The sequence below is a fragment of the Ciceribacter sichuanensis genome (genome assembly GCF_024055605.1).
Lineage (GTDB): Bacteria > Pseudomonadota > Alphaproteobacteria > Rhizobiales > Rhizobiaceae > Allorhizobium > Allorhizobium sichuanense.
The window spans coordinates 103,626-118,346 of sequence record NZ_JAMXLX010000007.1; the positions used below are offsets into that span (position 1 = coordinate 103,626).

Genomic DNA, 14,721 nt, shown 5'->3' on the forward strand with positions numbered 1-14,721 from the left:
GATCGGTTATTTGCGACGGGCCAGATCGTGCCAGGCAACCAGCACGAAGGCTCCGGCAAGACCGAGATGCTCGAAGAAACCGTTCATCGCCATCGAACGCTCCATACCCGGCGGCAACTCCCAGAAACGGAAGGCGAGGAACGTGGCCATCACGGTAAAGATCGCAAGCGCCAGTGCTGCCGTCCAGCGAAAGAAGCCGGAGAGGACAAGCGCGGACATGGCCAGTTCGAAAACAATCACACCGACGGCGAAGAGAGGTGCGGGCAGAAGCCCGAAATGCTCCATCTCGGCCAGGGCGCCCGGAAAATCGAAGATCTTCACGAGCGGCCCCTGAATATAGGCCGAGCAGAGCGCCAGCAGAGCCAGAAACTCGACCGGCGCCGTGGCGATGATGGACCGCGCCTTGCTGGTGACCCCGGGTCTAGAACGTGGAAAGTCCATGATCTACCCTCCCGTCATACGGCCCAGCAGGCGCAACCGAGCGCGCCGAAGAAGCCGCGAAGATCGGATGCCGGCGAGTTCGATGCCCAGGCGCGCGCGTGGTCATGGCCGTGGACGTTGCAGCTGTTGGCGCAACCGCAGGTCGAGATGGCCATGCGCCGCAGGGAGTTTTTCCCGGCACCTTCCGGCTCGCCCCAGGCGGCGTAGCCCTTGAAGCTGCGGACCGGCGACCAGTCGGGCATTGCCGGCGGCACATCGTTCTCGTCGAGATCGGCGAAATCGCCGGCGCCGTAGACGATCCTGCCGCCAACCATGGTGAGATCCGAAGTAAGGAAAGAAATCTCGTCTTCCGCACAGGAGAAGAAGTCCTTGTCCGGCACCACGAGATCGGCGAACTGCCCCTTCTCGATACGGCCCTTCTTGCCTTCCTCGTTGGAAAACCATGTGACGTTTTCCGTCCACATGCGCAGCGCCGTTTCGCGGTCGAGGCAGTTGGCGCGCGGATAGAGTTGCAGGCCGCCCACCGTCTTGCCGGTCACCATCCAGGAGAGCGAGACCCAGGGATTGTAGGAGGCGACGCGGGTTGCATCCGTTCCGGCGGAAACCTTCAGCCCCTTCTCCAGCATGCGGGCGACCGGCGGCGTTGCCTCCGCCGCGCGGTTGCCATAGCGCTCCACGAAATATTCGCCCTGATAGGCCATGCGATGCTGGACGGCGACACCACCGCCAAGGGCCGCGATACGATCGATCGAACGCTCGGAAATCGTCTCGGCGTGGTCGAAGAACCAGTTGAGGCCCTCAAGCGGCACATCCTTGTTGACTTTCTCGAAAACATCGAGCGCGCGGGAAATCGTCTCGTCATAGGTGGCATGCAGACGCCAGGGCCAACGGTTCTGGGCCAGAATGCGCACGACCTCTTCGAGTTCGCCTTCCATCTCCGGCGGCATGTCAGGACGCGGCTCGCGGAAATCCTCGAAATCGGCCGCAGAGAAAACCAGCATTTCGCCAGCGCCGTTATGCCGGAAGTAGTCGTCGCCCTGCTTATATTTCACTGAGGACGTCCATTTAAGGAAGTCGTCCTTCTCCTGCTTCGGCTTTTGCGTGAAGAGATTGTAGGCGAGACGAACGTTCATGTTGCCTTCGTCGGAAAGCTTCTGAATGACCTCGTAATCGTCGGGATAGTTCTGGAAACCACCGCCTGCATCGATCACGCCGGTGACGCCGAGGCGGTTCAACTCTCGCATGAAATGGCGGGTCGAATTGACCTGATAGTCGAAGGGCAGCTTCGGCCCCTTGGCGAGCGTCGCATAGAGGATACCGGCGTTCGGCTTGGCGAGCAGCAGGCCGGTCGGGTTGCCGTTGGCATCACGGAAGATCTCTCCGCCCGGCGGGTTCGGTGTGTCCTTCGTATAGCCGACTGCGCGAAGTGCGGCGCCGTTCAGGAGCGCGCGATCATAGAGGTGCAGCAGGAAGACCGGGGTATCAGGGGCAATGGCATTGATCTCGTCCAGTGTCGGCAGACGCTTTTCAGCAAACTGGTGCTCGGTAAAGCCACCGACGACGCGCACCCATTGGGGCGCGGGTGTAACCGCCACCTGCCGCTTCAGCATGTCCATAGCGTCGGCAAGCGAGCGTACGCCGTCCCAGCGCAGTTCCATGTTGAAGTTCAGTCCGCCGCGTACGACATGCGTGTGGTTATCGATCAGGCCCGGCAATACGCGGCGCCCCTTGAGATCGACGATCCGGGTGTTCGGTCCGGCAAGGGCAAGAACCTCGCGATCATCGCCCACGGCTACGAAGGTGCCACCCTGAATGGCGACGGCGGTCGCGGACGGATTGCTGCGGTCGAGCGTGGTGAAACGCCCATTGTGAAGGATGAGATCGACAGTCATCGGACGAGACTCCGTATTCTGTTGGGCTTGTGCAGCGGTTGCGCCGGCCAGCGCCAGGGCAGCAGCCGTTCCACCGAGAAAATTGCGGCGCGTCGGCATCACACCGGCGTCCGGTCGGAGGGTTTTTCACCCTTCGGCAGATGGCCGAACACATGCGGCTTGACCTGATGAAGCCATGAATGCGCGGCCGGTTCCCGCGACCAGAGCGATCTGGCAAGCGGAATGAGCTGTTCACCCACCAGAATGCCCAAAAGACCGACCAGCGCCACCACCGGCGGCGCCGGCGAACGGACATTAACGAGGCTGTAGATGACGCCAACGAGCAGGCCAGCCGCCAGGGAATAGAGGTAGATTTTCATGGAAATTCTCCGTTTCGACTCATCTCGACCATTAGAGTGCGTCCACGCTGGCAACCGCCTCCAGGATAACGGAGGCAACGGCTTCCGGCTGAGAAAGCAATGACATGTGGCTGGCTTTGAGTTCGGTCGTGCGGGCGTTCAGCTTTCTGGCGAGCTCCCGCTGAAGCTCCACGCTGACCGCGCGATCTTCGGTTGAAATCACGTACCAGTTTTTGCGGCCTATCCAGGCAGCCTTGCACACCTTGTCGGAGAAAGTGGCGGCACCAAGTGGCGGCTGGATGGCAGCAAGGATCCGCGCTTCTTCTTCCGGCAGATCCTGCGCCACCGCGTTGATCCAGCCGTTTACGCCCATCATGTAGCTACCGCTGCGGTCAGGGCTGACCTCGCCGAGACCGGGAGGTGCGGGATGGGCGGCAACTTGGTCTCCGGTCGATTGGCCGGCGTCCGGTGCGAACGCCGCAACAAAAACCAGAGCCTTGACATTCGGATCGTCGCCCGCTTCCGTAATTACGGTCCCTCCCCAGCTATGGCCCGCGAGGACGATAGGCCCGTCAATCTCCTTGAGCGCATGGCGAGTGGCTTCGACATCAGCCGCAAGAGACGTTGTCGGATTTTGCACGGCCACGACGGAGATGCCCTGTTTCTGAAGACGGGAAATGACTAAGCGCCAACTGGATGCGTCTGCCCATGCGCCATGCACAAGGACAACGGTGGCGCGATTTGACGGTGAAGCGATCATGACGCACTCCCTGCGTTTGAGTCAGAATGGATCTGCTGTGGGACAGCCGGTTGCGCGGGGAAGAATTCCGCAACCAGGCAAGGTAAAAAGGCTCGGCCGCGGCAGCGCAATTGGGCATGCCGCAGCCGATGTTTTACTCAATGGCCCTCGGAAGCACCGAACATCGACTTGGCGTAGATGATGCCGAGACCATAGGAACCGCCAAACTTCTTCGCGATGCCGGTGGTCATGTCGTAGGTTTCCGTACGCGCCCAGTCGCGCTGCAGTTCGAGCATGTATTGCAGCGAGGTCATCGGGCGCACGCCCACCTGGATCATGCGCTCCATTGCGCGCTCATGGGCTTCGTCCGATACGTCACCACAGGCGTCAGCAATGACATAGACGTCGAAGCCCTGATCGAGCGCCGAAAGGGTCGGGCCAACGATGCAGACGCTGGTCCAGAGGCCGCAGAATACCAACCGCTTCTTGCCGATGCGGTTGACCTCGTCGATGACGGCCGCGTCTTCCCAGGTGTTCATCGAGGTGCGGTCGAGCAGCGGCTGGCCCGGGAAGGCATCGGTGATTTCGGAGAACATCGGGCCGGAGAAGGTCTTCTCGGCCACGGTGGTGAGGATCGTCGAAACGCCGAATCCCTTGGCCGCATTGGCGACGAGCGCCGCGTTGTTGCGCAGGAGGACGGCATCGATGGACTTCGTCGCAAAGGACATCTGCGACTGGAAGTCGATCATGATCAGCGTGTGATCCTTGGGCGAGATGAGAAGGCTGCCGGGCGTGGGCGTGGCGTTCACGGTCATGGTCGTTTTCCTTGAGATGGGGGTGTCCGATTGGGACTTGCGATGGCAGCATGGCCGAACCGTCCGTAGCTTTCTTGTTTCGAACGGCGGAAATTTGGATATTCCGACGGTGCCATGTCGGAACGGCTCGCTGCCTTGAACATGCGTCGCCCGGAAAGCGCGAGACTGCCGACTATCCTTCAATCATGCGGGGATGCCGCGTCCTATTATGATAGGAAAAGGGAGGCTGAATGCAGCAAGCCATGCCGGAACGAAGCACCGCCAGTAACCAATACATGGACTATCTGCGCGTGGAGTCGGCAAAGGCAGTCAAAACCTCGACGCTCTCCAAGAGCGTGATCACCGCGACGCACCTTTCAAAGGACGCGCCGAACCATGGCTATGTCGACCAGCATGTCACGGAAGATGCATTCCTGCTTTCCGTGCAGTTGAAGGATTATCACGGCGATCTCTGGGTCGACGGACGTAACGTGGTGTTTCCGACCAGCCGCCGGGGCAACTTCACCTTCTACGACTATAACCGCATCTGGCAGGCCGACATGAAATCGGCCTTTGACTGCCTCAACTTCCACATTCCGCGCGCCGCCATCACCTCGCTGGAAGCCGATCTCGGACCCGGTCGGATCGAAACGCTCGACATCCTGCCGGGAGCGGACATGGACGATGCGACGGTCCGCGGCATCGCGGAAGCGCTGTTGCCCGCAGTCAATGCCCCCGAGAACGCCAGCGGCATCTTTGTCGACCATGTCTGCCTTGCGTTGTCGGTACACCTTGCAGTCACCTATGGAGGCGCAAAGGCGCTGGCGCCGGTACATACCGGAGGTCTTGCTCCGTGGCAGTTGAACCGGGCAATGGAGATGATGGACGCGCATCTAAGTGGCGACCTGCCCGTTGCGGCTATCGCACAGGCTTGCGGCCTCTCACCTGCCTATTTCACCCGTGCGTTCAAACAATCGACCGGCTTCCCACCCTATCGCTGGATGACGCGGCGGCGCATCGACAAGGCAATGGCCCTCATGCGCAACACGACGTTTTCACTCGGTGAGATCGCCTATACCTGCGGCTTTTCCGACCAGGCCCACTTTACCCGCGTGTTTTCGGGGATCACGGGGCTTGCACCCGGACAGTGGAAACGTCGGGTCCATCTGTAGGGCTCGAGTTCAAATCCGGGATGCCGGTTCATAGCCCGACCGATTGTGACGGCGCCAGTTTCCCGGCGGATTGCCGGTCGATTCGCAGAAGACCCTGGTGAAATGGCTCTGGTCGGAAAAGCCGCAGGCAACCGCGATATCGGCGATAGGGGCATCCGAACGCAGCATTTCCTTGGCCTTGGAAAGGCGGAAATCCATCAGCCAGCGATACGGCGTCTTGCCGAATGTTTCCTTGAAAGCCTTGATGAAATAGCTGCGCGAGAGGTTACAGGCCTCGGCCAGATCCGCAATAGAGAACGACGCGCTGACATGGGCGGAGAGGAACTCTGTCGCTCTCTTCTCCTGCCATGGCGCAAGCGTTCCCTTCCTGCGGACAGGAAAGTGCAGGCCGCCATAGGCCTGGGTGAGGTGGGCCAGAAGCGCCAGCCCGATCTGGTCGAGAAAGAGCTGACTTGCCTGTTTCGGGTCGTCAAGCGCGGGAAGCAGGGCCTGGGCAAGTCCCAGAACAACGTCATCCGTCGTGCCCTCGGCGCAGGAAAGCCCGGTCAATTCCGGCCGCCCGGCCTTTTCCGCGAAAACGCGAAGGCGGGCGAAGGGAATCTGGAAACATACGCTGTCGAAGTCAGAAAGATGGTGGCAGCGCCAGTCTTCCCGCATGTCGAAAATACCGAGATGCCCCCGCGGCGTGGGACCTTCGAAAAAAACTTCATCGTCTTTCCGGAGAATAGACCGGTCGGCCCCAAGCCTCTGCACGATGACGCAGAAGGCATCCGCCCGTTTGCCGAGCGATACCGGCGCCGGATCGCTCCCGGTTCCACGGAAGCGCGCCACGGGCATCTCCGCAATCCTGACCGTCGCACTGCGAACGGCGGAGGCAGCCGGATTGCCCGTCTCGTCGTCCAATTGCCCCTGCAAACCTGTCTCCCGAAGCGCCCGATTTTATGATACGATATCATCACCATGGTAAAAAACATCTGGGTTTTTTACAAAAGTTCTCAAACTCTCTTCTAATGAAAGAGGGCCTTTCGCCAGACGGCCGGCGTCATGCCGGTTAAGCGCGAGAAGACCTTGGTAAAGTGGCTCTGATCGGTGAATCCACAGTGCCCGGCGATGTCCTTCAACGAAAAACCGTCCTGACGGAGTAGATCCTTGGCCCGCTCCACCCTCTGCAGGGTAAGCCACTGATGCGGCGTGGAACCGGTTGCCTTCTTGAACTCCTGGGCGAAATGCCCCGTCGACAGGCCCGTCGCCTCTGCGATCGCGGAAAGGGGAAGATCCTCGGCAAGGTTTTCGAGCATCAGATCCTTCGCGGCCTTTTCCTGCCAAAGCGAAAGGGCACTTTCCGACATACCGTTGCGAAGCGCTGCATCGCTGTAGTCCTGCAGCAGATGGGCGCAGATTGCCGTCGCCAGATGCTGCAGCAAGGCCGGTGGCGAAGCCGCTCCGCCTTCAAACATCGCCAGCAGGGCAACGCCCAGATTGCTGATGACGGCATCCTGCTCGCCGCGCCGGCAACGCAACCGCCGGCGCCGGGTGGTCGGGGAATTATCGGCAATCTCGTCAAACAGGCTCTGCGGTAACATGAAAGCCAGCGCGTGAAGCCCGCTATGCAGCTCGATCGACGCGCCATTGCGCAGGTCCACCAGACAAAGCGAACCGCGCTCGTAGCGGCAAAGGGCGGAGCACGAGCCATCCGGCAGGACGTCGCAATGCAGGGCGTCATCCAGATAGAGCATCAGGAAATAGGCGTCATCTGCGGGAAGCCTGATCCGCCTCGCATCACCCTCGACCAAATCCCGGTCGATCCGGGTGACGGAGAAGGGTGCGAATTTCACGGGAACGGTGACGAGGCATGGCGCATCGGGAATACCGAAGCAGATACCGACGCTTGCCATTTCCCGGCCGCTCAAATTCAAGGCCCTTTCCCCCGGCTGGCGCGTCGCTTGTGCCGCTGCAATCATAATTCCCGGCCAGACCGGACCAAAACGGTAGCCGAGCCGAAAAGCAGGTGCAACGCGCTTCTTGCCATCGGGCACGGAAAACCGCGCCCCTGAAACCATGTTGACGGCAATAGAACTAGCAGTTGTCCCGACAAGGTTATTGTACGATCCAACCCTCATTCGCGCGGGGAGACAGTCCGATCATTCAACAGTCAGAAATGTGCAAAAGACGATCCCAACTTTCTATAACTGGCCGGAGAACTCCGCCAGTATCCGGCTGAACGATGCAAAGGTCCCGATACCCGCAACGTTGGCAAGGAGCGACGCGTGAACATCGAGTTGGCAAGGCGGCTGGAAGGCGCGAGAACGAGCGCCCTGCCCGGAGGGACATCGGGTGGGTACCGATGGGCCGGTGCTGCCGTTCTCGCCTGCGGCATCTTCCTCGTCGATACCTTCACCTCGATCGGCAGTGCGATTGCCGTGCTTTACGTACTGGTCCAGACGCTCACGGGCGAGAGCGGCAACAGGCAGGCAATCTGGACCACTTCACTCGTTTGTGCCGCCCTGACTCTTGCAAGCTTTTTCTACGTTCACGGCATTTCGGCGGAGTTTCAGACTGTCTTCCGCCTCCTTTTCTCCCTCGCCGCAAACCTAGTGACATGTGCTCTTCTGCTCCGCCGCAGCAATGACAGGCAGGTGCTGGAGGCGCAGGCCCGGCTGCTGGAACTGACCAGCGACGCCATCCTGCTGCGTGACCGCAACGGCCGCATCACCTACTGGAACAAGGGGGCCGAAGCCCTTTACGGCTGGACGAGCGCCGAGGCGCGTGGCCGCCTGGTGCACGAACTCCTCGGCTGCGACCTGCGGCATTCCCGCGCCATCGCCGAACAACAGCTTGCCGAAACCGGCTACTGGAGCGGCGAGACGACCGCGAAAACCAGAGGGGGGCGAGAGATTGCCGTCTTCAGCCAATGGCGAGTCGAGCAAGACCGGCAAGGCACGGTGCGCACCGTCATGGAAACCGGGATCGACATCTCGCAGCAGAAGGAGGCGGAAGCAGCCCTCAGGGCGAGCGAACACCGCTACCGGACGATTTTCGAGACATTGGCGGTGGCGATCTGGGAACATGATTTCCAAGACGTGAAGAGGGAACTCGACGCATTGCGCGCGCGGGGCGTCACCGACATCCGGCGCCACATCGCCGAACACCCCGATTTCGTGATCAGGATGCGCAGGCTCGTGCGCATCACCGATGTCAACCAGACCGCTCTCCGCCTCATGGAAGTCCCGACGAAGGAGGAGTTTTTCAGCCACCTCGACGGCTTCCTTCCCGAAAACGATGCGAGTTTCGCCCATTGCCTGATCGCGATTGCCGAGGGGCATCCGGTCTTTCAGGAGGAGACGGTGGTGCGCAGCCGCACCGGCCGCCTCATCCCGATCATTGTAGTCCTGAGTTTCCCGCCGAATGGCGAGGGGCTGGACCGCATCCAGGCCAGTATCGTCGATATCACGGAGCGGCTGGCCTTTCAGGAAGCACTGGAGAAATCCCGCAGGGAATTGGAACACACAGCCCAGGCGGCCATGATCGGCGAAATCTCCGCCTCCATCGCCCATGAGGTAAACCAGCCGCTTTCGGCCATCATGGCCTTCGTCCAGGCAGCCCAGAGATGGCTGGATCGACCCAAGCCGGACCTTGAAGAGGCACGGTTTGCGCTCGATGACGCGATCACCTCCACGGAACAGGCTGCCGCCGTTGTGAAGCGCGTGCGCATGCTGCTCGGCAAGGCAAAATCGGACAGCGGCGACGTTGCCGTCGATGCGCTGATCACAAACGTCATCCGCCTAAAGCAAAAAGAACTTTCCGGGCAGGACATCCGTGTGTCGCTCAGCCTTGACGCAGGCTCACGAACCGTCCACGGAGACCGCATCCTGCTGCAGCAGGCCTTCGTCAACATCATCGTCAACGCCATGCAGGCGATGGACGAAACACAGCCCTGCGAGCGCATGCTTGTTATCGACACGAGAAGCGATGGCGACAACCTCACTATCAGTTTCAGCGACACCGGCCATGGCCTGAAACAGACGGAGGAAGCCCTTTTCAAGGCCTTCGCAACCACCAAGCCGAATGGCATGGGGCTTGGTCTTGCCATGTGCAGATCGATCGTGACAGCGCATAACGGCTCCATCTCGATCAGCAATCGCGACGACAGACGAGGCGCCCGGGTCGAAATCAGCCTTCCCGAAGCCGTTGCACAACGGGTCAGGGAAACGGTCGAAGCCTAGCTTCACTGGAACTTCGGGCACCGATCCCCGACAAGCAATCAACCAATTCCGCCCCACATCCGCTCATCAATCGCGCGTTCGCAGCCGACAGTGCACTGCGTCTTGCTGTTTGCGATCACAGGATCATCCGGACGCTGTCCCGATTAACGCCGCTGGTCGGAGCAGGTGAGGAAACCTTATGTTCTCCCAACATGTCAATCCGCTATAAAATTTGTTTGCCAACTCAAAATACATCATTCAGAATAAGCCAATATATAGGAGAATAAGTTTACGACATGCCTTCCTTCGTGCCTGCGGGAAAGCCGAAGCTCTGTATCATCGCCGATGACCTGACGGGGGCTCTCGACAGTGCCGCTCCCTTTGCCGGTCGAGGAATGTCGACGGCTGTGGCCTTCGAGCCGGAGGCTGTTGGCGAAGCGCTGGTAACGGGTGCCGAAATCATCGCTGTCAGCACCCGCTCGCGCGAGATCGAGCCTGAAAAGGCTGCGGCCGCAGTCCGTGCGGTGCTGAGGCAGCTGCCCCACGGAACACGCCTCTTCAAGAAGATCGATTCCCGGCTGAAGGGGCATATCGCCGAGGAACTCTCTGCCCTGAACCCTTCGGTGATGCTGGTCGCTCCGGCCATTCCCGAATTCCGCCGCAACGTGCGGGCAGGTGCAGTGACCGGCTTCGGCGTGGCGGAACCGATCGCAGTCCGGCCCCGTCTTGGCGCACTTGCCGACCGCGCCGTCATTCCCGATACGGACAGCCTTGACGACCTGAGGCAAGCGCTCAAGACCGCTCCCGACGCCCTGCCGGTCGGCGCGCGCGGACTGGCCGAGGCCATGGCCGAAATGATGACCGGACGCGCGGAAGCGGATGCCCCGAAGCCACCCGCCGGCCGCGCACTCTTTGTCGTAGGCTCCCGCGATCCGATCACACTGGCGCAGGTCGACACGTTGAAGCGAACGAAGGACGCTCTGTGTTACGGCGCTCCGAACGGCATTCTCTCCGAGACCGGCACAAGCGCCGGACTGACGCTGGTGCAGGCGCTGCCGGGAGAAACTGAGATTTCCGGCGCGGACGTGTCGGCAAATCTTGCCCGCAGCATCCATCCCGGCCTGACTGCCGGCTGTGACCTGCTATTCATGACCGGCGGCGCGACGGCTGAAGCCATTCTGAGGCAAATGGGCATCCGTTCAGCAATACTTCTGGGGGAATGCCTGTCAGGCCTGCCACTCGCGCGGGCAGGGCACTTGACGATCATCGCCAAATCGGGCGGATTTGGTGACAGCAATACGCTTGCGGTCCTGGCGGGACTCAGCGAGAAAAAGGCAAGTTGAGGAAAGCGGATGGCGGGAGAAACGGGACGTAAAAGCCTTGCCGATGTTGTCTTCGAGCGAATGCAGAAGGCGATCAAATCAGGTGCCTATCGATCTGACGAGCGCCTGCCGACGGAACATGATCTCGCCGCCGAATTCGAAGTGTCGCGCCCCGTGGTTCGCGAAGCGCTCAAGCGTCTGCGTGACCAGGGGTTGATCTATTCCCGTCAGGGCGCCGGTAGTTTCGTTCGCTCAATCGGACTGAAGGAACCGCTTGGCTTCGGCCAACTGCAGAACGTATCGGATCTGCTCAACTGCTACGAATTCCGACTGACGATGGAACCAGAGGCCGCCGCCTGCGCTGCCGAGCGTCACGGACCGGAAACACTTGCCTCGATTGCCAACGCGCTGGAATTGATGCGGGACGCGACCAATCGCCTGTCGCACCGCGAAGACGCAGACTTTCAGTTTCACCTGGCAATCGCCAAGGCTTCCGAGAACCCATATTTTTCCACCGCGATGGAAGCACTCAAGGATCACATCGCAGCAGGAATGCGCTTCCACGGCGTTTCGGTGAAGCGGGAGGCCTCCGGCCTCACCCGGGTCTTTGGCGAGCATGCCGACATCTTCGAGGCGATCCGAAATCGCGACACAGACAAGGCGCGCAACCTGATGCGTCATCACCTTCTCGGCTCCCGCGAACGTTTGTTCGAACGCCGCCGCCCCGATCAGGAAAGCGTGGCCTGACTCGCCAACCTCTCCGAAATGAAAAAACCGGCGTCCTGTTCAGAACGCCGGAGGCTGGGGTGGAGAGGAAGCCAGTTGCGTCAAAAAGCGGCGCGATAGATCCCGAGCACGTCTTCGACACTTATGTCGCGCGGATTGTTATCCATCAGGCGACGGATGGCATGGGCATCCTCGGCAAAGCGCTGCAGATCCTCTTCACGAGCACCGTGACGGGAAAGCTGCATCTCCAGGCCGAGGCCGGCACAGAAGCCGTGCGCAGCAGCCAGAAGACCTTCCGCCTTCGCCTGCTCTGCAATACCGAGCGCCGTCACGACTTCAGCCGTCTTTTCCGGGGCCACCTGCTCGTTATAGGCCAGCACATGCGGGAAGATGATGGCGTTGGCGAGTCCGTGCGGCAGATGCAGCAGCGTGCCGAGCGGATAGGCGAGCGCATGGCCAGCTGCGGTGTTCACCGGCCCGAGGCAGATACCTCCGTAGAAGGAAGCGATCATCATGCCTTCCCGCGCTTCGGTATCCGAACCGTCCTTGACGGCGCGGGCCAGATAGCGGCCGACGAGATCGATGCCGATCCTTGCGTAATAGTCGATCACCGGATGGGCCTTACGGTTGGTGAAGGCCTCGACGCAATGGGCCATGGCATCGACACCGGTCGCAGCCGTAACCGCCGCCGGCACGCTGTAGGTGAGCTCCGGATCGAGGACGGCAAGATCGGCGATCAGGTGCGGGCTTTCGACCGCGATCTTGTTGCCCTTGCCCGGATCGGTGATCAATGCGCGGATGCCCGCCTCCGAGCCGGTTCCGGCAGTCGTGGCGATCTGCACGAGGCGGGTGCGCCGCCCCTCGACCTTGTCCGGTCCGGCGACATCGGTAAGTGACCGGCTTCCATCCCAAAGCGCAGCCACCAGCTTGGCCACATCCATGACAGAACCGCCACCAAGACCGATGACCAGATCGGGGCTGGCGCGGCGAGCCGCTTCCATCGCCGCATCGAAGGTCGCGGTGTCGGGCTCGCCGGGAATGGCGTCGAAAACGGTGATCGTGCCATTGAGGCCGAGACGATTGACGAAACCTGCCGTATGCGGCGTCGCAAGCACGAAGATGCGGGCAGCATCGTTCGCCCAGGTGCCGACGCGGGCAACAGATCCCGCGCCGATTTCCATCCGGCGCGGCTGATGCAGTGTAATGATCCGGTTTTCCGTCATGGCGAACTCCTCTCTCAGAATGCTTCGAGGCGAGCCATTTCGGCCCAGACCTTCTGCTGCTCGTCTTCGGAGAGCGGCGAGAAGGGCGGATGGACATTCAGCCAGCCAAGGTCGTTGCGCCGACGGGCGATCATGGTCTTCACCGTGGGAAGCTGGACATAGGCATTGGTGAGCGTGCGCCAGGCGACGATGACGTCCTGCGCTGCCTTCACCTCGTCAGCATTGGCGGGATCGTTCCAGTGGTCGTAGACGATACGCAATTCCTTCGCGACCAGGTTGGAGGACGCGGTGATGCAGCCCGCGCCGCCGCCCTGCAGAACCGGCAACAGCAACGGGTCCGCACCCGCCAGCACGCAGAAACCGGGGAATTTCTCCGAGATCGCATGCATGTTCTCGATCTTGCCGTCGCTGTCCTTGATACCAACGACGGTATCCGGGAACGCGTCGCGCAGCATGGCGATCAGCGTGTGGGAGATCGGAACGCCCGTCAGCATGGGAATGTGGTAGAGGATGACCTTCAACCGGTCGTCGGCCACCCGTTCGATGATGCTGGCGTAGAAGCGGAACAGGCTCTCGTCGGAAAACGCTGTGTAGTAGAAGGGCGGAAGCAGGACGACGCCGCGCACCCCGGCCTGAACTGCATGGCGCGTCATTTCCACGGCATCCGTCACCGCGCAGGACGACGTGCCGGGAAGCAGGCCATCGGCAGGCACGCCTGCCTTCAGGGCGGCTTCGACCAGATCCATGCGCTCGCGCACCCCGAAGCTGTTTGCCTCGCCGGTGGAACCCAGCATGGCGACGCCATGGCAACCTTCATCGAGCAGCGCGCGGGCATGCGCACCGAACAGTTCGAGATTGGGCGTTCCGTCGGATTTCAGCGGGGTCGCCGCAGCACAATAGACACCCTCGATAGCAAAACTCATTTGCGTCCTCCCGCGACCAGCTTGCGCGCATAGGCGATGGCCGCATTCATGTTGCCGTGATTGGCGATACCCTTGCCGGCGATGTCGAAAGCCGTTCCGTGGTCGACCGATGTGCGGTCGATCGGCAGTTCGACGGAAACGTTGACTGCCGTGTCGAAGGCCACCAGCTTGATCGGGATGTGGCCCTGGTCATGATACTGGGCGACCACCAGATCGAAGGCGCCGCTATAGGCCCGGTAAAACACTGTATCGGCCGAGATCGGGCCGTAGGCATCGATGCCCTCGGCGCGAGCGGCAGCGACAGCCGGTGCGATCTGCTCGTCGTCCTCGGTGCCGAACAGGCCGTTTTCACCGCAATGGGGGTTGAGGCCAGCCACGGCAATGCGCGGCTTCTCGATGCCGATGCGTTTCAGATGGGCGTCGCCGGCGCGGATGGTTGCAAGAACGCGTTCCGTGGTGGAACGGCGGATCGCCTCCTGCAGCGCGACATGGGTCGAGACATGGATGACCTTCAACCGGTCGGAAGCGAGCAGCATGTAGGCGGCCTTAGAGCCGGTGAGATGCCGCAGCATGCCGGTGTGGCCGTCATAATGATGACCGGCGGCGTTCAGGGCTTCCTTGTTGATCGGCGCGGTGACGATGCAGCCGATCTTGCCGGCTTCGGCGTCAAGAACGGCCTTTTCGATGAAGCGGAACGCCGCATCGCCGGCGACCGCTGAAAGCTTGCCGAAGGGAAGCGGAGCGCCCTCGATCGGGAGATCGACGACGCGGTCCGTGAGGTCCACGTCGATACCGATGGCGGCCTTTGCCGCCTCCAGCGTCGCAAGGTTGCCGTAGATCAGCGTGCGGTTACGGTCAGCCTCGCTCATCTCCGCCAGCGCCTTGAGGCTGATCTCCGGACCAACGCCTGCCGGGTCGCCCATGGTAATGCCGATGATGTCGCTCATCC

General features: G+C 61.3%; 14 protein-coding genes. 4 read left to right on the top strand and 10 right to left on the bottom strand.

Going from position 1 to position 14,721, the window contains the following annotated elements:
• Positions 1–6: 6 nt before the first annotated feature.
• From NBH21_RS19745 to NBH21_RS19765, 5 genes are all read right to left on the bottom strand, one after another.
• Entirely contained in the window at positions 7–441 is a 435-nt protein-coding gene (locus NBH21_RS19745) for a DoxX family protein (protein ID WP_250914383.1), read from the bottom strand.
• 14 nt (positions 442–455) lie between these two features.
• Positions 456–2,333 (bottom strand): amidohydrolase, encoded by a 1,878-nt coding sequence (locus tag NBH21_RS19750; RefSeq protein WP_425340451.1) that lies wholly within the window; start codon positions 2,331–2,333, stop codon positions 456–458.
• A gap of 98 nt (positions 2,334–2,431) precedes the next feature.
• Positions 2,432–2,692 (bottom strand): XapX domain-containing protein, encoded by a 261-nt coding sequence (locus NBH21_RS19755; RefSeq protein WP_250914381.1) that lies wholly within the window; start codon positions 2,690–2,692, stop codon positions 2,432–2,434.
• A 31-nt stretch (positions 2,693–2,723) separates the two neighbouring features.
• Positions 2,724–3,431, bottom strand: coding sequence for an alpha/beta fold hydrolase (locus NBH21_RS19760; protein ID WP_250914380.1), 708 nt, complete (start codon positions 3,429–3,431; stop codon positions 2,724–2,726).
• A gap of 137 nt (positions 3,432–3,568) precedes the next feature.
• The gene (locus tag NBH21_RS19765) at positions 3,569–4,219 is read right to left on the bottom strand and encodes a hydrolase (RefSeq protein ID WP_250914502.1); all 651 of its coding nucleotides are present in this window, start codon (positions 4,217–4,219) and stop codon (positions 3,569–3,571) included.
• A 236-nt stretch (positions 4,220–4,455) separates the two neighbouring features.
• On the opposite strand from NBH21_RS19765, the gene NBH21_RS19770 reads away from it, so the two are divergent.
• Positions 4,456–5,376, top strand: coding sequence for a helix-turn-helix domain-containing protein (locus NBH21_RS19770; RefSeq protein ID WP_250914379.1), 921 nt, complete (start codon positions 4,456–4,458; stop codon positions 5,374–5,376).
• 9 nt (positions 5,377–5,385) lie between these two features.
• Here NBH21_RS19770 and NBH21_RS19775 read toward each other — a convergent pair whose 3' ends face one another.
• Together NBH21_RS19775 and NBH21_RS19780 are read right to left on the bottom strand one after the other, a co-directional pair.
• Positions 5,386–6,291, bottom strand: a complete 906-nt coding sequence (locus NBH21_RS19775; protein WP_250914378.1) for a helix-turn-helix domain-containing protein — start codon at positions 6,289–6,291, stop codon at positions 5,386–5,388.
• Between the two features lie 92 nt (positions 6,292–6,383).
• On the bottom strand, positions 6,384–7,292 hold the full coding sequence (locus NBH21_RS19780; RefSeq protein ID WP_250914377.1) for a helix-turn-helix domain-containing protein: 909 nt from the start codon (positions 7,290–7,292) through the stop codon (positions 6,384–6,386).
• Positions 7,293–7,643: 351 nt separating this feature from the next.
• On the opposite strand from NBH21_RS19780, the gene NBH21_RS19785 reads away from it, so the two are divergent.
• The 3 genes from NBH21_RS19785 to NBH21_RS19795 all read left to right on the top strand — a co-directional run bounded on the left by NBH21_RS19785 (position 7,644) and on the right by NBH21_RS19795 (position 11,647).
• Positions 7,644–9,599, top strand: coding sequence for a PAS domain-containing sensor histidine kinase (locus NBH21_RS19785; RefSeq protein WP_250914376.1), 1,956 nt, complete (start codon positions 7,644–7,646; stop codon positions 9,597–9,599).
• A 275-nt stretch (positions 9,600–9,874) separates the two neighbouring features.
• Positions 9,875–10,921 (top strand): four-carbon acid sugar kinase family protein, encoded by a 1,047-nt coding sequence (locus tag NBH21_RS19790; RefSeq protein WP_250914375.1) that lies wholly within the window; start codon positions 9,875–9,877, stop codon positions 10,919–10,921.
• 9 nt (positions 10,922–10,930) lie between these two features.
• Entirely contained in the window at positions 10,931–11,647 is a 717-nt protein-coding gene (locus NBH21_RS19795; RefSeq protein WP_250914374.1) for a FadR/GntR family transcriptional regulator, read from the top strand.
• 80 nt (positions 11,648–11,727) lie between these two features.
• On the opposite strand, the gene NBH21_RS19800 is transcribed toward NBH21_RS19795, so the two are convergent.
• From NBH21_RS19800 to pdxA, 3 genes are read right to left on the bottom strand one after another with little or no spacing between them, the layout of a single operon-like run.
• Positions 11,728–12,849, bottom strand: a complete 1,122-nt coding sequence (locus NBH21_RS19800) for an iron-containing alcohol dehydrogenase (protein ID WP_250914373.1) — start codon at positions 12,847–12,849, stop codon at positions 11,728–11,730.
• Between the two features lie 14 nt (positions 12,850–12,863).
• On the bottom strand, positions 12,864–13,772 hold the full coding sequence (locus NBH21_RS19805) for a dihydrodipicolinate synthase family protein (protein ID WP_250914372.1): 909 nt from the start codon (positions 13,770–13,772) through the stop codon (positions 12,864–12,866).
• Complete coding sequence (gene pdxA, locus NBH21_RS19810; protein WP_250914371.1) at positions 13,769–14,719, bottom strand: 4-hydroxythreonine-4-phosphate dehydrogenase PdxA; 951 nt, start codon at positions 14,717–14,719, stop codon at positions 13,769–13,771. Before pdxA ends, NBH21_RS19805 begins: the two co-directional genes overlap by 4 nt.
• Positions 14,720–14,721: the final 2 nt, after the last annotated feature.